17 protein-coding genes are annotated in these 17,358 nt (G+C 50.0%); 8 read left to right on the forward strand and 9 right to left on the reverse strand.

Annotation, left to right across the window (positions count from 1 at the left end; translation table 11 throughout):
• Positions 1 to 121 precede the first annotated feature (121 nt).
• Positions 122 to 1,246, reverse strand: coding sequence for an ArgE/DapE family deacylase (locus FD09_RS14830; protein WP_057822475.1), 1,125 nt, complete (start codon positions 1,244 to 1,246; stop codon positions 122 to 124).
• Between the two features lie 109 nt (positions 1,247 to 1,355).
• Entirely contained in the window at positions 1,356 to 2,438 is a 1,083-nt protein-coding gene (locus FD09_RS14835; RefSeq protein WP_057822476.1) for a M24 family metallopeptidase, read from the reverse strand.
• 121 nt (positions 2,439 to 2,559) lie between these two features.
• Between FD09_RS14835 and FD09_RS14840 the strand changes: the two genes are divergently transcribed.
• Positions 2,560 to 3,033 carry a glutathione peroxidase gene (locus tag FD09_RS14840; RefSeq protein WP_057822477.1) on the forward strand — a complete coding sequence of 158 codons (474 nt, stop codon included), beginning with the start codon at positions 2,560 to 2,562 and terminating at the stop codon, positions 3,031 to 3,033.
• Between the two features lie 17 nt (positions 3,034 to 3,050).
• Here the strand turns inward: FD09_RS14840 and FD09_RS14845 are convergent, their stop codons facing one another.
• Positions 3,051 to 3,626, reverse strand: a complete 576-nt coding sequence (locus tag FD09_RS14845; RefSeq protein WP_083488003.1) for a GNAT family N-acetyltransferase — start codon at positions 3,624 to 3,626, stop codon at positions 3,051 to 3,053.
• Between the two features lie 119 nt (positions 3,627 to 3,745).
• On the opposite strand from FD09_RS14845, the gene FD09_RS14850 reads away from it, so the two are divergent.
• Positions 3,746 to 5,494 (forward strand): glycoside hydrolase family 35 protein, encoded by a 1,749-nt coding sequence (locus FD09_RS14850; RefSeq protein WP_057822479.1) that lies wholly within the window; start codon positions 3,746 to 3,748, stop codon positions 5,492 to 5,494.
• A 253-nt stretch (positions 5,495 to 5,747) separates the two neighbouring features.
• Here the strand turns inward: FD09_RS14850 and FD09_RS14855 are convergent, their stop codons facing one another.
• Positions 5,748 to 6,632 carry a DegV family protein gene (locus FD09_RS14855; RefSeq protein WP_057822480.1) on the reverse strand — a complete coding sequence of 295 codons (885 nt, stop codon included), beginning with the start codon at positions 6,630 to 6,632 and terminating at the stop codon, positions 5,748 to 5,750.
• Positions 6,633 to 7,014: 382 nt separating this feature from the next.
• Here FD09_RS14855 and FD09_RS14865 point away from each other — a divergent pair, with 382 nt between their 5' ends.
• Together FD09_RS14865 and FD09_RS14870 are read left to right on the forward strand one after the other, a co-directional pair.
• Positions 7,015 to 7,248 (forward strand): hypothetical protein, encoded by a 234-nt coding sequence (locus FD09_RS14865; protein WP_057822482.1) that lies wholly within the window; start codon positions 7,015 to 7,017, stop codon positions 7,246 to 7,248.
• A 388-nt stretch (positions 7,249 to 7,636) separates the two neighbouring features.
• Entirely contained in the window at positions 7,637 to 8,443 is an 807-nt protein-coding gene (locus FD09_RS14870) for a CPBP family intramembrane glutamic endopeptidase (protein WP_057822483.1), read from the forward strand.
• A 449-nt stretch (positions 8,444 to 8,892) separates the two neighbouring features.
• On the opposite strand, the gene pepF is transcribed toward FD09_RS14870, so the two are convergent.
• Positions 8,893 to 10,707: an oligoendopeptidase F gene (pepF, locus tag FD09_RS14875; RefSeq protein WP_057822484.1), complete on the reverse strand. Its 1,815-nt coding sequence runs from the start codon at positions 10,705 to 10,707 to the stop codon at positions 8,893 to 8,895.
• A gap of 74 nt (positions 10,708 to 10,781) precedes the next feature.
• Complete coding sequence (locus FD09_RS14880) at positions 10,782 to 11,423, reverse strand: SDR family oxidoreductase (RefSeq protein ID WP_057822491.1); 642 nt, start codon at positions 11,421 to 11,423, stop codon at positions 10,782 to 10,784.
• A gap of 145 nt (positions 11,424 to 11,568) precedes the next feature.
• On the opposite strand from FD09_RS14880, the gene FD09_RS14885 reads away from it, so the two are divergent.
• Together FD09_RS14885 and FD09_RS14890 are read left to right on the forward strand one after the other, a co-directional pair.
• A complete protein-coding gene (locus FD09_RS14885; RefSeq protein WP_057822485.1) occupies positions 11,569 to 12,099 on the forward strand; it encodes a CDP-alcohol phosphatidyltransferase family protein in 531 nt (176 codons plus the stop codon).
• 103 nt (positions 12,100 to 12,202) lie between these two features.
• The gene (locus FD09_RS14890) at positions 12,203 to 12,778 is read left to right on the forward strand and encodes a hypothetical protein (RefSeq protein WP_057822486.1); all 576 of its coding nucleotides are present in this window, start codon (positions 12,203 to 12,205) and stop codon (positions 12,776 to 12,778) included.
• Between the two features lie 226 nt (positions 12,779 to 13,004).
• Here the strand turns inward: FD09_RS14890 and FD09_RS16585 are convergent, their stop codons facing one another.
• From FD09_RS16585 to alsS, 3 genes are all read right to left on the reverse strand, one after another.
• Positions 13,005 to 13,166 (reverse strand): hypothetical protein, encoded by a 162-nt coding sequence (locus tag FD09_RS16585; RefSeq protein ID WP_164480549.1) that lies wholly within the window; start codon positions 13,164 to 13,166, stop codon positions 13,005 to 13,007.
• Between the two features lie 115 nt (positions 13,167 to 13,281).
• The gene (gene budA / locus FD09_RS14895; RefSeq protein ID WP_057822487.1) at positions 13,282 to 13,995 is read right to left on the reverse strand and encodes an acetolactate decarboxylase; all 714 of its coding nucleotides are present in this window, start codon (positions 13,993 to 13,995) and stop codon (positions 13,282 to 13,284) included.
• A 27-nt stretch (positions 13,996 to 14,022) separates the two neighbouring features.
• A complete protein-coding gene (alsS, locus tag FD09_RS14900; protein ID WP_057822488.1) occupies positions 14,023 to 15,705 on the reverse strand; it encodes an acetolactate synthase AlsS in 1,683 nt (560 codons plus the stop codon).
• Between the two features lie 194 nt (positions 15,706 to 15,899).
• On the opposite strand from alsS, the gene FD09_RS14905 reads away from it, so the two are divergent.
• Positions 15,900 to 16,754 carry a fructosamine kinase family protein gene (locus FD09_RS14905; protein ID WP_057822489.1) on the forward strand — a complete coding sequence of 285 codons (855 nt, stop codon included), beginning with the start codon at positions 15,900 to 15,902 and terminating at the stop codon, positions 16,752 to 16,754.
• An 85-nt stretch (positions 16,755 to 16,839) separates the two neighbouring features.
• Complete coding sequence (locus FD09_RS14910; RefSeq protein WP_057822490.1) at positions 16,840 to 17,235, forward strand: YxeA family protein; 396 nt, start codon at positions 16,840 to 16,842, stop codon at positions 17,233 to 17,235.
• The last annotated feature ends 123 nt before the right edge of the window (positions 17,236 to 17,358 follow it).

Below are 17,358 nucleotides of genomic sequence, written 5' to 3' on the forward strand. Positions count from 1 at the left end.
GCGAGGGTAGGACGTCGCTGTTCTTATATACATAGTTCAACGGAGCACTCACGGTAATGTGGGTGCTTTTTTTATGCAGAAAAAGGCCGCCGAATCAAAACATCCGGCGGCTGCGACCGCGTTAAGCAAAATAGTGTTGGGCCATGGCAGTATAGGTCTCAATTGCTTGCAGGTAATCCTGGACATTGACGTGTTCGTCGATTTGATGGGCGATACTCATCGACCCAGGGCCATAAATAATCGTTTCAAACTTGTTCTTGGAGCGAGTATAGACCGACGCATCAGTAGCCGCATGAATAATGGCGAGTTTAGCCGGTCGACCTAAGACACTGGTAACGGCTTTGTTAGCCGCGGTGACCAAGTGGCCATCTTTCTTGGAGATCACAGGTAAGAAACTGTGGGTCAAATTGAATTCCAGTGTACCGTTTCCTGCGGCATTCAACTTGGTGATCAGTGTTTTGATTCGACTAATCACTTGCTCATTCGGAAAGGCTGGGGTGGGACGAATGTTGCCAGCAGCCACTGCCAAATCTGGAATCGTATTGACCTGGTCACCAGCCTGCAAGACAGTGACACTGTGAGCCAGTGAACCAATGACGGGATCGATAGGCGCATCGTCGAAGGCGTGGCGTTCGGCGACGATGTAGTCGACGAGCTTTTCCACAGCATTAATGCCCCGTTGCGGTTCAGAACTGTGGGCCGATTTACCGTGGGCGATAATCTTGTAATTCAAGGAACCGGCATGGCCAAACAGTATCTTCAAAGAAGTGGGTTCGCCGACGATCAAGGCGCTAATGTCATCCGCGTACCCTTGATCGGCTAATTGATAAGCCCCCATGGCCCCATATTCTTCACCCACGGTAGCCATTAATCGCAGATGACCTGCAAAGCCAGATGCCTTCAAGCGAATCATGGCCAGCACCATGGCCGCCAGACCGCTCTTCATATCGGCCGAGCCGCGGCCATACATTTCGCCGTCGTGAATCTCGGCACCCAAGGGCGGATAGGTCCATTCTTTTGAATTGCCCAGACTCACGGTATCTTGATGACCTTCAAAGGCTAAAATACGATCCCCGCTGCCAATTTCGGCCACCAAGTTAGTGCGGCCATCGGCATAGGGAATAATCTGACTTTCTATTCCGGCAGCGTCTAATTTGGCTTGAATCAGTTTAGAAACAGCCGCTTCATGGTCATTCGCCGAGTCAGTTTGTACGAGTTGTGTCAAAAAATCAATATCATCACTCACATGCTCACGTCCTTATGTCTATCACAATAATGCGGCAGTCGGCTGATTTCAATCATTTTAACTAAAAAACACCGCCTGAATCATTACGATTCGGACGGTGAACAACTCATCAAGCGGGAATCTTAATTAGATCACGGCGGGGAGCAGTAGTGAGCACTTCACTCTTGCCCGGGGTAATCAACACATCATCCTCAATCCGGATACCGCCGAGACCGGGGAAGTACAGACCGGGTTCAATGGTTTCCAACATATTGGCTTTGAAAACGATGTCGCCCTCACCAGGCCGGGAAGTGATATAAGGGCCTTCGTGGATGTCCAGGCCGATATTATGGCCAGCACCATGAATGAAGTACTGTTCAACACCGTCTTTCTTGAAGACGTCCCGAATAATACCATCTAATTCGCGGCTCGTCATGCCCGCGGTAATGGCATCAATACCGGCCTGTTCTGCAGCCAGGACTTGGTAGTAGGCTTTTTCGAGTTTCGGGTCGACATTGCCAATGGCGATGGTCCGAGTCATGTCGGATGGATACCCATTCACCAGAGCACCAAAGTCGATGGTCAAGATATCGCCGGCCTCAATAATCTTGTGACTGGCTTCCCCATGGGCGAAGGTGGAGCGAATGCCTGAGGCAACGATAGTGTCAAAGGAAGTACCTTCACCGCCATGGGTCTTCATGAAGTATTCCATTTTGGCGGACACTTCCATTTCAGACATACCCGCATGGATTTCGCCCAGGATATAAAGAAAGGTTTCATCAGCGACACGGACGGCCTTTTTGATATTGTCCAACTCGCCTGGTTCCTTGACCCAGCGCATCTGCTCAACCAACCCGGTCATTGGGATGACATCGGCACTGATGCCGTCCACAAATTTGCGGCCTTGTTCATAGGTCAGTTGATCGGCTTCAAAAACGACGGAATCAATGCCGCTTTCGTTGATCAGCTTGATCGTGTCGGTGAGCAGACCCTTTTGCCAGCGGTAAATAGCCACTTCCTTGGGCATCTCCCGTTTGGCCTGCTCAGTAAAACGGCCATCTGTAATTAAGGTCAACTTAGTCGGCGTAGCCAGTAATGCGGCAGCGTCCCCCGTAAAATCAGTCACGTACGTAATGTTCTTGGGATTGAGCATGACGAACTGTTCAATATGTTTTTCCTTCAGTTTGTCTAAAAATTGTTGTACACGGGCCATCTGCATCGCTCCTTCATTAATTGCTTACTGCCATAGTAGCGCAGGACGGCGTGGATGTCACTGACGGGTTAGTTGGTGTACAATCTAATTAGTAAAAAGAAAAACGAAGGAGTGGGATTTTATGGCGAATGTGTATGACTTTTCAGAAACTGAAATGGGCGGTCAAGACTTACCGTTGACCAAATACCGGGGACAAGTCCTCTTAATCGTCAACACTGCCAGCAAGTGCGGCCTTGCCCCTCAGCTGGAAGGCTTGGAGAAATTGTACAAGCAATATCACGACCAAGGGCTGACTGTACTGGGCCTGCCATCCAACCAATTTCACCAGGAATTGGCGACAGACGAAGAAGCCAGCGAATATTGCCAGATGCACTATGGCGTCACGTTTCCCATGACTAAGCGGGTGGCAGTCAACGGTGCCGATGAAGACCCTCTGTTCACGTATTTGAAGAAAGAATCCGGGCACGGTCGGATTAAGTGGAACTACACGAAGTTTTTGATCGGCCGGGATGGTCAATTGCTGCATCGTTTTGCACCTACCACGAAGCCGGAATCTTTTGAAAATGAAATTGTATCGGCGTTACAGGAAAAGTAAGTGCGACACCGCTGGAGCTAATCGTTCTGGCGGTGTTTTTCTGTCCAATCAGAACGCAGGATGGCGTAGAAAGCCTCATCGCATAATCCGGTATTGTTCAACCCCCGTTGCCGCAGCACGCCTTCAAACTGCATCCCGGCCTTGTGCATGACTTTGCCAGAGTTCGGGTTATGGGTGTCATGACGGGCTTCGATCCGGTTAACGTCGGTGCCGCTAAAAAGATAGTCGATCACGGCCCGCAATGCCTCAGGCATGTAGCCATGGCCCCACCAGGTCTGGCCCATGACGTACCCGATGGCCATGGTCTGCAGATCATCGTCGTGGGAGACCACAGAGATGTTGCCAATTAGAGTGGCAGCGGGATCGGTAAGTTGCATCGCCCACTGATATACATCGGGTTGACGATAGCTGGCGGCAGTAAGCGCCATCCGGGTTTTTGCCGGTGCGAGACTGGTATAGGCCGGCCAGGTTAAGTAGCGGGTGACGACCGGATCGTTTTGCCAATTGTGGTAAGCCGCCGAAGCGTCGGCCACGGTAAACCGGCGCAGTAATAAGCGCTCGGTGTGAATCGGTTGGGTACCAATATTTATCAAAAACAACACGTCCTTCGCAATGGATGTCTCTGATTATACCGTTCTGCATCTATGTTTCCACTGGCTTCTTCGGTACAATGACGATAATTGAGAAAAAATTTCAGCGAAGGAGCACATCCATGAGCAATTTCACGATTCGCGATGATTTCTATTTAGATGATCAGCCCTTTAAGATTATTTCTGGCGCCATTCATTACTTTCGGGTTGTTCCTGCATATTGGAGGGACCGCCTGGAGAAATTATGGGCCATGGGCGCCAACACTGTGGAGACTTATGTGCCCTGGAATATGCACGAACCACAGCCCAAGCAGTATAACTTCAGCGGTATGCTCGATTTACGCACATTTATCCAGACTGCCCAGGAAGTGGGACTATATGTGATTTTGCGGCTATCTCCCTATATTTGTGCGGAATGGGAGTTTGGCGGCCTGCCATGGTGGCTGCAAAATATTCCAGAAATGAAAATCAGAGCCAATAATCAGCCCTATTTAGCCACGGTGAACCGTTACTATGCCCATTTATTTCCCCGGATCGCGGATTTACAAATTGATCAGGATGGTCCCGTGATACTGTGCCAGGTGGAGAACGAGTTTGGCTCTTTTGGCAATGATCAGAACTATTTACGCAAATTGGCGGCACTGATGCGCAAACATGGGGTGACGGTGCCGTTGGTCACTGCGGATGGGCCATGGGGGGATATGCTGACGAATGGGACTGTTCCCGAGTTGGCTTTGCCCACCATTAACTGCGGTTCCAAGATCAAGGAGAATTTTGCGGTTCTGCGGTCCTTCAATGGGACAAAGAAAAAGCCGTTGATGGTGATGGAGTTTTGGGATGGCTGGTTTGATGCCTGGGGTGATGGACAGCACCATACCACCCCGGCGGAGATTGCAGCGGCAGAATTGAACGACACCTTAGCAGAAGGCAGTATTAACATTTATATGTTCCATGGCGGCACCAATTTTGGTTTCCATAACGGCAGTGTCAATAATGATCGGCTCCAACCAATTACGACCAGTTATGATTATGACGCGCCGTTGACGGAATGGGGTGAGGAAACCCCCAAATACACCGCCTTTCGTGATGTGATCAGCCATTATGTGGATATTCCGACGGTGTCGCTGAGTGCGGATATTCAGAAGAAATCGTACGGAACATTGCGGTCGGATGGGCAGACAGATCTATGGACGGCATTGCCGATGATTGGCACGCATCATGAGTGCCCGTATCCTCGGTCTATGGAGAATTTTGACCAAGGCTATGGGTACACGTACTACGAAACACGTGCCGGGGCTAGCCGGGAAATTGATGTGCGTCTGGTGGGGGCGGCGGATCGTGCCCAGATGTTTGTGAACCGCACCCTGCAAGCCACCCAGTACGATCGGCAACTGGGGCAAAGGGAAAAACTGACGCTGCCCAATCCGGGTGAAAACCGGCTTGGCGTTCTGGTGGAAAATATGGGCCGAGTGGATTATTCCGCGCCACTGTATTCTCAGCGCAAGGGGATTCGTGACGGCGTCATGGTGAATGGCGCTTTTTACAGTCAGTGGGACATCTGGGCACTGCCCATGGACCACCTAGAGCGCCTCCACTTCTCCCAGGCGGCCGTTGGCGCAGAACAACCGGTATTCTATCACTTCACTTTCAATGTGGTGGAGGCGGGTGATACGTTCATTGATTTGACCGGCTGGGGCAAAGGCTTCGTCGCAATTAACGGATTCAATCTGGGCCGATACTGGGACATTGGTCCGCAAAAGCGGCTGTATCTGCCGGCGCCTTTACTCCATTTAGGGCAAAACGAACTGATTGTTTTTGAAAGTGAAGGGCGGCGAAATGCCACAATCACATTAACGGATCAGCCTATCTGACAGTACACAAATAGGGTTAGAACAAAATTCTGAATCTTGATGAATATAGTGCCAACGCGGAGCAATCGTAGGCTGAAATGGGCTCAGCTGTGGAAACCACACCGCGCGCTCTTTGCGCGGATGTGGTTAGGCGTGTTTGAGACCGCGCACTTTGCGGGCTCAAACCGCCGTCACAGCGTTCCAGCCCATTTCAGCCGGAGATTGCGTAGCTTTGGCACGGCTCATCAAGAGAAAAATTGTTCTAACCCTATTTTTAGTCGGTACGCTTATCGCCCCAGAAGAACAGAGCAATCGTCCCCGGCCCGGTATGCGAGCCAATTGTCGTGCCGATATGGTTGATTTCCACCGATCCATCCAGCTTGGTGAATTTAACTTCGATCATATCGGCCACATCTTTGGCATCATCATAGAAGGCAGATTGCGAAATGTAGCATTTCTGTGAATAAGCCACACCGTCATCGGCGTGTTCCGTCATGGCATCAACCAAGGCTTTTTCTGCCATTTTCTTTCCCCGCTGTTTCTTGCGCGGTGTCAGATGACCGGTGGCGTCCATGTTCAGCAGCGGCACAATGTGGAATTGGGTGCCAAACCAGCCGGACACTTTAGACAGGCGGCCCAACCGGACGAAATAACTCAGATTCGTGGAGATGAACCAGTGGTGCACCCGCAACTTGTTTGCTTCAGCCCAAGCCTTGACTTCATCAATGGACTGGCCGGCATCGCGCAGATCGGCCAGCTTATCCATGAGCAATCCGTAACCGGATGACGCAGCCAGTGAGTCCACGACTTCAATCTTGCGGTCTGGATACTTGGCATCCAATTGCTGTTTGGCCACCATGGCCGAATTGGATACGCCAGAGAGACCGCTGGACAAAGAAACATGCAAGATATCTTGACCCGCTTCCAAGAACTGGGTGAAATATTGGACGAATTCTTCCACATTGACCTGTGAGGTATCCGTCTTTGCCCCATTCGCCATTTCAGCATAGAACTGGTCAAAGGGAATCGACTGCCCCAAATCATCGAGATACTGTTTGCCATTAATTGAAAAATGAAATGGCACATAATGAATTTCGCGCTGATCAAAGTGGGCCTGGCTCAAATCGGCCGTTGACTCACAGCTTAGAATAAATGACATCACAACCATCCTCCACTTGTTTTCTAATTCAAGCATACCAGCCACGGACGTAAAAGGATATGGCTAGAATCGAGAATCTGCCCAGTGCCGCAGACACAAAAAATCGTCATCTGGGGAGGGATGGCGATTCAGTTAAATCAGGAGGAAAATCATGAAGAAAAGTCTGGTTGTTGGTTGTTGTTTCAGCAGGAATACCTGGGAGGAGGTTTTTCGTTCCTGTTGACATTTTCTATACTACGGGACAGGTGTGACCGAATTGTGATGCAAATTGGGTGGGAATGTAAAACAATTGCGGGGGAGATATGGCGAAAAGGATAAGAAAAGTTAATGATCGGCTGGACCACGGCTGCAAACGAAGAAACAAAAGAAAGCCACTGGCGATATGCTGAAGTTGCTGACTGGCGGCAGTGCACTGAAGAATATGGATAAGATCGACGCCGGCAAGACAATCGATTTGGGACAGGCACATTTCACGCAGAAAGGGAAAGTGTGGACTATCCAGACAACCAAGTGGACTTTTATACTCACAGACTTAGGCACAAATGCTTTTCGGGACAGCAATGGCACCTTCTGGAATCTGCAAAAAGGGTCACGGGTCCCAAAATTTGAGAAATAGGGCAATCAAGTTAGCATCAGGACACTATCCATTGATTGGGTGGTCCTGATGTTTTTTGTATAAAAAAACCGTCATCGGGGAGGGGATGGCGGTTTTCAGAGGTTGTGAGAGAAAATATTTATGAAGAAAGTCTGATTGTTGGTTGTTGGTGTTGTTGCTTCAACAGATGTCGGAGGATGTCTTGTATCTGTTGATATTGTATATATTAGCGGCCAGTCGTGAATTATTCACGGTCAATTTGTCACACTTTTTCGAGGAAATTGAGAAGGAATGGCGATATACTGATTACCAAGAAAGGCGGCGAGACAAGTGATTGCGTAACATTACCAGAGCCTGGGCTAATCAGCATCATTGGATTTAGCCTGGTGCAACGAAAGGTGCGATAGATATGAAGATGAAAATTAAGAATTTGTTCTTTATTGCCGGTATCTGGTTGTTTCTGTATTTGTTTTTTCTTTTGCCCTTTAGTTTAGTGTACGTTGCCCACTCAGACGCCCATCAAACAATTCTTGATTTCAACGAATGGTTGACTGCGTTGATCGTTGTGTTACTTGGCACTTTTTGGTGGCATATTCACTATCCATTAAGTCTGCGGCATGCGTGGTGGGGTATTTTGATCGGTGCTATCCCGTTTGTACCTTTATTTATATTTTTTCAAATGGGCGATACCGCTTGGTCTTTGCAGCATACTCCAGATGTGTGGCCGTTGATCTGGATCACTGTGGTTAATGCAATCGGTGTTGGCGTATCAGAAGAGCTCATTTTCCGAGGGACGATTTTGACTTTATTCCGACGTATTTTTGGTAGTTACCGGCATGCCATATTATTGTCTGTGAGTCTGACCGCGATTCTTTTTGGCGCGATGCATCTGGAGATAGGCACAAACTTCTTTTTCCCGTCATTAACGACAGCAATCAATGCGGCTGGTTCAGGGTTTTTGTTTGGTATTTTAACGATATGCACCAAAAGCCTCTGGCCAGCCATTATCTTGCATGCGGCATGGGATGTATTACCGATGCTTCAGAAAGTGATGAACCCAGGGACTTGGCTGGCGGATGTCTCACCGCAACCGTTTGTTTTAAGTGGCTTTTTAGTCGGTGTTGCAGCATGTGTGGTCATGGTTCTCTTTGGTTTGTTGATTTATGGAGTTTGGCGACGGTTTTCTCATCAAGTGGTGACTGAAAAGATGGGGTAAACGGGTTTTGCGCCCAGAAGTTAGTTTCCTCGAAACGGGCTCCGCGCCCCAGGCCCCTCGCGCTAAGCCCGTCCTGGTCAAAATCCCCAAGTGCAGGGGATTGTGCCCAGGCCGTTCTTAGCGGTCGGGGCCTACCCGGGGCGCTGCGCCCTCTGCAAAAAAAATCACCATCAAGTGGGAGGACTTGATGGTGAACCAAATTGGGTATTTGGGGAGGTTGGCGTCGTTTGCTACTGCAAAGACACTATCATGAAGAAAAAAGTTGGTTGCTAGTTGTTATTGTCGATCAGCAGGTAAACATTTGGGAGGATGTTTTCGTTCCTGTTGACATTTTCTATAGTACTGGGAAGTTGTGACGAAAATGTGATGACGAGATGGCGCGTTTGTAAACATTCATTGATCGGAATATGGCGCATCGTGACAATGCCGCAATGACAGCACTCCAGATCTTATTCCACGTCCAACAACGCAGCCAATTCATCCACTTGTTGATCAAAAACCTGCAGTGCCTCGCGAATGTAATCCGGCTTGGTCATGTCGATGCCTGCTTTTTTCACAATTGCCAACGGGTAATCGCTGGCTCCGGCGCTGAGAAATTCCTTGTATTGCGGCACCGCGGTGGCGGGATCGGTGAGGATCCGTTTTGCCAGCGTATTGGCGACAGCCTTGGAAGTGGCGTATTGATACAGGTAATAATTCATATAGTAGTGCGGGATTCGCGCCCAGCTATTGTTAGCCCATGGATTCGGGGCTACATCATCACCCGCATACAAGGCGTCCAGCGCCGCCGTTTTGTCGTTTAACTTATCGGGGGTCAATGAGTCCCCCTGTGCATCCGTGACGTAAGCATAATTCTCAAATTCTGCGTACTTGGTCTGGTTGAAAATGGTATTCAGCAAATCTTCCACAGATTCAGTCAGCAAGTATGCTTGGACCCGATGATTATCCTGGAATTGGCTGCGCATATAGTGATTGAGCAGGGATTCGTTACAAGTCGAAGCAATTTCGGCGATGAACATGGAATATTGAGAGTACCAATAGGGCTGGTGCGCATCGGCGTAAACACTCTGCATGGCGTGGCCGGATTCGTGGGCCAGGGTGCTGGCTGCGCGATAAGTGTTGCTCCAGTTCAACAGGACATAAGGGTGAACGCCAAAGGCATCCTCTTCGTAACCACCGGAGAGCTTACCGGTGTTTTCGGCCACATCAATCCAGCGGTTACCAAACTCTTCCTGGAGATGCTGCACATAGTCGTCACCCAATACAGCCAGCGCTGCCAAAGCCCACTGCTGGGCTTTCTCATAAGTTGGCTTGAGCGGCGCTTCACCCACCAGTGGGACGGACAGGTCATAGGCATAGAGTGGATCCAGACGCAGCACGCGCTTGCGCAGGGCATAGTATTTATGCAAACTTGGCAGGAATTCGTGCACCGTGTCCACCAAGGTGGTAAAGACAGATTCGGGAATAAACTGACTGGCTAGATCCATCTCCCGGGCAGAATGATAATGCCGCAACTGGGCGACCGTGTTTTGCGTGTGGACATGTTGCTGCCAGGCTTCGGCGAAAGTATAAGCAGAATGGGCATAAGCAGTGGCAAACTTTTCAGCCGCCGTTCGCCGGACTTGTCGATCGGGGGATTGGTAGAGTTGGTAAATCTTTTCCTTACTCAACGGGATCAGGTTGCCGTGGGAATCTTTCATGGTGCCAAAGTCAATATCGGCGTTGTTTAGCTTGTTATAGATACTTTCTGGCGCAGTAATCGTCTGGCCCAGCGCGGAGAGCAGTGTTTCTTCACCGGCGGGCAAAATATGCGCCTGTCTTTGTTGAGCTTGGGTAAAAATAAAGTCGAAACGGCGCAGCTTTGGATTTTTTTGATAAAAGTCTGCCAATTGCGTCGACGTAATATGCGGCAGAGCCGCCGTAACAAAGGCAGTGGCGGCGTTAAAGGCGGTCACGGTTTGCTGGGCTTGGGCTGAAGCGGACTGACCCGCGGCGGCGGTCATGTCACTATTATAGAGATGCTCACCATAATTAAAGATCCGGTCCGCCAGTTCCTCAGCCCGAAAATAGGCGGCTACCGTCGTATATAACTCATCTGCTGAATGCAACATGGTACCTTGATGGCTTGCAATATCATGAGCCTGACCGATGAGTTCTTCGCAAGCCAGGTTGAAAGCCGCGGTGTCTGTAAACAAGTCGGTGAGCTGCCATGTTTGTTCTTCCGGCACATCTTCCCGCTGGCGCAATTGCTTTTTTTCCGTCATAAAAATCCCTCGAATCTATTGAGTTAGGTCAATCCTAGCACAACATTCGCGGGATAAATCAGCCGATATTCAGATTAATAGAAAGACGGTTTTGCCCCATCGGTATTAGGTTGGTTAACACCCAAAGAGTGGCCCACGGCTTCACTGGGATGATTGATGAGTTTTACCACTAAGTCCGCAATACTGCGGCGAGACACTTCGGTGCCCTTGAAGGGCTGGCCCTTCTCAGTGGTCTCATAACTCACGACAGCCTTGTCGGACAACCAAGCGGGTCGAATAATTGTGTAGGCCAGATCAGAATGCTCAATAACTTTGGCCGCGGCGGCATAGGTTTCCAAGTAACCGCCATCCAGCATTTGGTGATTCCATTGACCAAAGGCACCGGGCACTTCATCATAGATTCCCAAGGTGGAAATCCAGATCAGCCGCTTCACACCGACTTGGTCCATGGCGGCCACAACGCTTTTGGCTTGAGCTTCGATATTTTTACCACCCAGATTGGCATAGACCACATCCACGCCGGTCAATGCGGCCGCCACTTCCTTTTGGTTGGTGGCATCCCCATCAATCACCGTTTCTCGGGTGGGATCACTCACCGTTAACCGTTTGGCGTTACGCAAAAACAACGTCAAATGATGGTCCGTTTCACGCAGTAATTGTTTCTCAGCCAACTGGGCAATATGCCCATGGGCCCCCAGAATCAATACATTTGCCATACTTACCATCCTTTCGTGTACCACCTCCAGTATAACAATTTCAAAAAACGAAGCGGTTAAAGTTGCTAATAATTCGTTAAAAAATGATTCGCAGACCGATGCATTCTGGCATAATAGAAGACAGGAAAAGGAAGGGGGCCGCGTGATGCGTCATATACCTAATATTCTCTCCAGCATGCGGTTGATTTTATTGCCGGTATTTATTTATTTTGCACTACGCAATGAGTTCACCACGGCCGGCGTGATCTTTGTGATCATCAGCCTGACTGATTTATTGGATGGCTACCTGGCGCGGCACAATGGCTGGATCAGCCAAGTGGGGAAGGTACTGGATCCCTTGGCGGACAAGCTGACCCAGATCAGTGTGATTATTGTATTCTTCATCCACTTGCCGCAGTATCGGTGGATATTTTGGATTTTACTTGGGAAAGAAGCGCTTATGCTCGTGGGGGCGGGCTTGTTGATGCTCAGTGGCGTCAAATTACCTGGTGCGGCCATGTGGGGCAAGGTGGCCACAGCCCTATTCTACGTCACTGCAGTACTTGTTCTTTTATTCCCCAGTCTGCCGAGTGTGGTGATCACGATTCTTTTCATTGCCTCAGCGTTGACGGCAGTAGTTTCCGTACTGCTGTATATCCCGCAGTATCTCCACTACCGAGCGGCCGCGCAGCATTAATCAGCGGTTAGACAAAACGTTCCTCTTGCTTTCGCCCCAGGTCGTGGCTTATGGTATTGATGAGTTCTATTAAATTGGTTTTGGAGAAAGGGGTCACACGAATATGGCTGAAAAGAAGACGGTGTACGAAGCGGATATCACACCGCTGAATGCCGACAAGATTGGCACCAAAGCGACCGGACATGCCCGCTTGGAATTGCAGGGGGACGAAATGGTGGTCACGATTGAAATGAATGGGGTACCGGCCAATAGCCAACATTGGCTGCATTTCCACGGCTTCCCGGATGGTCAAGACGCCCAAGTCGCCACAGCGGCTCAGGATGCTAACCACGATGGGTATGTGGACTTAGTGGAAACAGAACCCGTTTCTGGCACGACCATGGTGCCCTTCAACGCCAGTCCTGAACATATGCGGGTCCCTGAAGATACTTATCCCGTGGCCGATGCACAGGGCCACTTCCTCTATCAAAAGATTGTTCCCTTAGGCACTCTACGCAACAGCTTCGAGAAGGCGTTCCACGATCGTGAGTTGCACCTCGACAAGCGGGTCATCTACGTCCATGGTGTGCCAGACGACTTCAAGCTGCCTGACACGGTCCAAGGTGCTGTGGCTGGGCATACCGCGAATACCACGTTGCCGATTGCAGTTGGTAAAATTCGACAAATCAGCGAATCTTAATTTTTATTAGTCATAAAAAGCCGCGCAGCGAAGATTTTCGTTGCGTGGCTTATTCATTATTCTTTCTCAGCGCGACCGTATCCTTTGATTGTGGCCCACACTGCCAGTGCAAACACGATGGCCGCGACCACGTACAATAGCTGCTCGCCGTGGGCCTTACTGATCGATCGTCGGGGTCCAAACGAATACAGTACCAATACGCAGTTTTGGCTCGGCTGGTAAGTACTCAGTGGCTATGGTGATACTGCATAAACAAGTTAAACGCAGCGTCCAGAAACATAATCACCGCCATCAGCCACATCGCCGCCATGCTGTGCATGGTAGCCAGTAAACCAAACAAAACCAAGTTCAAAATGACCATACCCCACGCCATAATACGGGAAGACATCGACAGTTTCCTCCTTCGTTGTACACTCCCAGCATACCACCACGGGTGCGGTCCATTAATTTTTTCTACAAAAAATCCCGCACAGCGGCAACCATGCGGGATCGTGTATATCCGGCTAATGCTCAGCGGCTTTAATCTGCTTGTCCAGCTCCGGATCGTTCAAGTCGGCCTGAACGAAATGAGAGTCATAGACCGGCAAGTGCAAATTAAAGTCAGAGAACGTTTGTAAGGATACTTTGCCTTCAGTTAAGGCATAAGCGAGGATGTGACCGCCAAAGGTGTGGTCATCATCCAAAAAATGGACGTGGAAACCAGCGCTAGTCGTGCCTTGATACAAATCCGGTGAATAGTAGCCAATCAGCGTACCAGTCACATCATCTTTCTCAAACACATGCTGGCTCTTCGCCGCTTCTGCTAGAGGCGGGTAAGGCGGCTTCTGTTTGTCGATGGCCCGGGTTTGCACATGGCTAAATGTCCCATGAATTTTAATGGCGAAAAATTGATTGGCAAATTGATGGTCAGCGAAGATTTCCTTCTCCAGGTCTGCACTGCTGATGTTTTGCCGATCATAGTCGTTGGTGGGTTGGTCAAAGTGGACATTAGCAAACGGCGTCAGTTCATCGCTGGCCATCTCCCGGACCGTGCCCTTGCCTGAAATCTGATAGGCATGACCCGCCAAAATTACCATTTCACCATCCAAGCCATCCGCAGTCCCGATGCCGGTATCGCCATGGGTCAATAAATCAGCGATACTCTGGGTACCATAGTACAGACCCGGCACCAGTAATGCGAGGGTGCCATGTTGATAAAGTACATCTTCTTTTGCCATTTAGAACATCCTTCCATCAAAATAAAATTACAGTTGATCCGGTAATAACGCTTCCCCTAACTCCTTATTATCGCTGTAATCCACAGGGATGTCCACGACCACCACGCCCTTTGTGGCAAATGCTTGGTCCAAGACATCATCCAGTTCGCTGGGTTTGTTGACCCGTAAACCGGTGGCGCCGAAGCTTTCGGCATACTTCACGAAGTCGATCGGGCCAAAATCTGTCCCGGCAGCGCGGCCGTATTTCAATTCTTCTTGGAATTTGACCATGTCGTAATGACCGCCATCGTTCCAGATCAGTTGCACGATATTGGCACCCAAGCGGACTGCTGTTTCCAAATCTTGACTGGAGAAAAGGAAGCCGCCGTCACCGGCCACAGAAACGATCTGTGTGTTAGGCCGTTCCAAGGACGCGGCAATCGCCCAAGGTAACGCCACGCCCAGGGTTTGCATCCCATTAGAGAAGAGCAAGTGGCGCGGTTCATAGCTGCGGAAATGCCGGGCCATCCAGATGTAGTGGGAACCCACATCGACGGTCACGGTCATGTCATCAGTGACGTGGTGTTGCAAAGATTCCACAATGGCTAAAGGATGGGCAGTCTTTTGGTCAGCCTTGGCCACTGGCGGCACATCCCGGGCGTTCAGCTTTTCCCGTAAGCCATCCAAATATTGCTTGCTGCTGTCGGCCACTTGGTAACCACGCATATAGGGTAACAAGAAGTCCAGAGTCTGGGCAATATCGCCGACTAATTCCTTCTCGGGCTGAAAGTTGTGGTCGATTTGAGCAGCGGCATCGTCAATGGCGATGATCCGTGCATCTCCTTCGGCGTTCCAGTTGCGGGGTTCGTATTCGATGGGATCATAACCGATTGTAATGACCAAGTCGGCATGCTTCAGCAGCATGTCACCGGGCTGGTTACGGAACAATCCCACCCGACCGAAGAAGTTCTTCTCCAAATCGTGGGAAATGATGCCTGCCCCTTGGAAAGTTTCGACCACCGGTAGGTCTGAAACAGCCAGAATGTTGCGAATGGCTTCGGTCACTTCCGGTGACGACGCGCGCATCCCCAGCAAAAGAACCGGTAGTTTGGCACCCTTGATCTGTTGAGCCAATAACGTTGTTTCGGCCGGTGATGCTGGGCCTAAGATCGGCGGAATCAATGGCTTAATGGGCTTATTGTGCACTGGAGAGTCCACCACATCCTGGGGCACACTGATGAAGCTGGCCCCCTGCTTGGATGATTCAGCGGCTTGATAGGCGTTGGCAATCACTTCAGACAGATTCTCCGGTTCCTGAACTTCTACGGAGTATTTAGTGACCGGCTCCATTAAAGCGGCGGAACGAATACTCTGATGGGTCAACCGCAATAAATCGGCCCGTTGCACTTGACCAGAGATTGCCAATACCGGATCACCTTCGGCAGTGGCGGTAACTAATCCAGAGACCAGGTTGCCGGCACCCGGGCCGGAAGTGGTCAATACCACGCCAGGTTTACCGGTAATCCGGCCCACACCAGCGGCCATGAAGGCGGCGTTTTGTTCATGACGGGTGACGATCAGCTTCGGCTTCTTCGGAATGTCACTATTAGCCAAGACTTCAAAGACCCGATCAACCTTGGCTCCGGGAATGCCGAAGACATATTGCACATCGTGGTTGATGAGGCTGTCCACAATGGCATTAGCCCCACGGTAATCATTTTTATCAGACAAGACGATTCGCTCCTTTAATGATTGAGGAAAATTCAAGTTGTGTTTCATTTTACCTCAATATCTGTATTTGTAAAGAACTAAAAACACTGTTATATCGTGCAAAACAGCACGATCAACTGTTATACTTATGAGTGGCCAGTCACGGCTGTGGTACAATACAGCCGAAGCTGTTTTCAGAAAGGAGAGCGGGAACAATGCAATTACAGCATGCATGGTTAGCACAATTACCAGTATCGGTCCAGGCCATTTCACCGGTGGGTGGCGGCGATGTCAATGCGGCCTTTCATGTCACGACGCCCCAAGGCTCAGTCTTTCTGTTGGTCCAACCCGGCCGGCACCAGGACTTTTACGCGGGTGAAATCGGCGGCTTGAAAATGTTTGAAAAAGCGGGCGTGAATGCGCCCCGGGTCATTGCCAGCGGCGAAATTAACGGGGATGCCTATTTGCTGATTTCCTATGTGAAAACCGGCACCGGCGACCAATATGCGTTGGGTCAAATGGTGGCTAAAATGCATCAATTCATGAGTCCGACCGGTCAATATGGTTTCGATTATCCCTATAAAGGCGGCCAAATTTCGTTCTCCAATACCTGGACAGACAGTTGGAGTGAATTGTTCGTTGATCGCCGGTTGGGCGGTTTGCACGATGCCATTGTGCAAAAGGGGTTGTGGCAGGCCGATTGGCAGCCAACCTTTGACCAGCTATGTGACTCTTTGCGGTCGTATTTTGCCCAGAATCCGCCGCAGCCTTCTTTGCTCCATGGAGACTTGTGGGGCGGCAACTACCTATTTAATAATCAGGGCGAACCGGTGTTGATTGACCCGCTGGCGCTGTTTGGTGATCGGGAGCTGGATATCGGCGTCACCACTGTTTTTGGCGGATTCAATGACCGTTTCTACAGTGGGTACCAGGATGCGTACCCGTTAAAAGCGGGGTTTGAGACTCGCCTGCACTGGTACCGTCTCTATTATCTCATGGTTCACCTGAATAAGTTTGGGGCGATGTACGCGGGCAGCGTGGCCAATGAACTCGCCGCCATCAGCCGATAGTCTGAGGTAATATAACAAAAACGTTCGCGGGTACGCCCACTTTTCTTCCTATGATAGAGGTGAAGAAGGAAAGGAGCGCGTTGTCATGCGTAAGTTTTTTGTCGGTCTTGGTGTCACGGTGTTAATCATAGTGGGGGTGGGTTTTGGCCTGAGTGTATGGACGAAGAATTCTACCAGCACGACTGCCCAAGTGGTGGACCTGCTCAATCCGTTTGTGCGGGAAGAAACGGTGTATGTGAAAACCACTCGCCAATATGATCATCATTTTCGTGACTCTGCAGACGGGACGACCAACTATGCTTACAACACGACCAGCTACAATGCCCAGGGCAAACCGCGTCAACTGCAATACACTGCTTTTGGTCGCAAGGTGCGGGCGGGACATTATTTAAAAATCACCACGAAGGGTCAAGATGTCCGGCAGTGGGCTGCGGTGTCTTGGAATGAGATTCCGAGCAAGGCTCAGGATCACTTGAAATAAAACTAGAGCAAACCTCTGAGCAAAATTGTTGATTGAACTCTCAGTTCAATATATGATGACCGCATCAAAAAATGTGGCCACATTTTTGATAATTGGAGTTCATCCAAAAACAGCGAGGATACC

This window comes from Schleiferilactobacillus perolens DSM 12744 (assembly GCF_001435585.1).
Taxonomy (GTDB): Bacteria; Bacillota; Bacilli; order Lactobacillales; family Lactobacillaceae; genus Schleiferilactobacillus; species Schleiferilactobacillus perolens.

What these genes read in the sequence shown, in the direction of transcription:
- FD09_RS14890 (WP_057822486.1), top strand. Translation starts at nt 12,203, where the DNA reads ATGGCTGAAAAGAAGACGGTGTACGAAGCGGATATCACACCGCTGAAT.
- FD09_RS14835 (WP_057822476.1), bottom strand. Translation starts at nt 2,438, where the DNA reads ATGGCCCGTGTACAACAATTTTTAGACAAACTGAAGGAAAAACATATT.
- FD09_RS14880 (WP_057822491.1), bottom strand. Translation starts at nt 11,423, where the DNA reads ATGGCAAATGTATTGATTCTGGGGGCCCATGGGCATATTGCCCAGTTG.
- FD09_RS14905 (WP_057822489.1), top strand. Translation starts at nt 15,900, where the DNA reads ATGCAATTACAGCATGCATGGTTAGCACAATTACCAGTATCGGTCCAG.
- FD09_RS14865 (WP_057822482.1), top strand. Translation starts at nt 7,015, where the DNA reads ATGCTGAAGTTGCTGACTGGCGGCAGTGCACTGAAGAATATGGATAAG.
- FD09_RS14840 (WP_057822477.1), top strand. Translation starts at nt 2,560, where the DNA reads ATGGCGAATGTGTATGACTTTTCAGAAACTGAAATGGGCGGTCAAGAC.
- FD09_RS16585 (WP_164480549.1), bottom strand. Translation starts at nt 13,166, where the DNA reads ATGTCTTCCCGTATTATGGCGTGGGGTATGGTCATTTTGAACTTGGTT.
- FD09_RS14855 (WP_057822480.1), bottom strand. Translation starts at nt 6,632, where the DNA reads ATGTCATTTATTCTAAGCTGTGAGTCAACGGCCGATTTGAGCCAGGCC.
- FD09_RS14870 (WP_057822483.1), top strand. Translation starts at nt 7,637, where the DNA reads ATGAAGATGAAAATTAAGAATTTGTTCTTTATTGCCGGTATCTGGTTG.
- budA (WP_057822487.1), bottom strand. Translation starts at nt 13,995, where the DNA reads ATGGCAAAAGAAGATGTACTTTATCAACATGGCACCCTCGCATTACTG.
- pepF (WP_057822484.1), bottom strand. Translation starts at nt 10,707, where the DNA reads ATGACGGAAAAAAAGCAATTGCGCCAGCGGGAAGATGTGCCGGAAGAA.
- FD09_RS14910 (WP_057822490.1), top strand. Translation starts at nt 16,840, where the DNA reads ATGCGTAAGTTTTTTGTCGGTCTTGGTGTCACGGTGTTAATCATAGTG.
- FD09_RS14885 (WP_057822485.1), top strand. Translation starts at nt 11,569, where the DNA reads ATGCGTCATATACCTAATATTCTCTCCAGCATGCGGTTGATTTTATTG.
- FD09_RS14850 (WP_057822479.1), top strand. Translation starts at nt 3,746, where the DNA reads ATGAGCAATTTCACGATTCGCGATGATTTCTATTTAGATGATCAGCCC.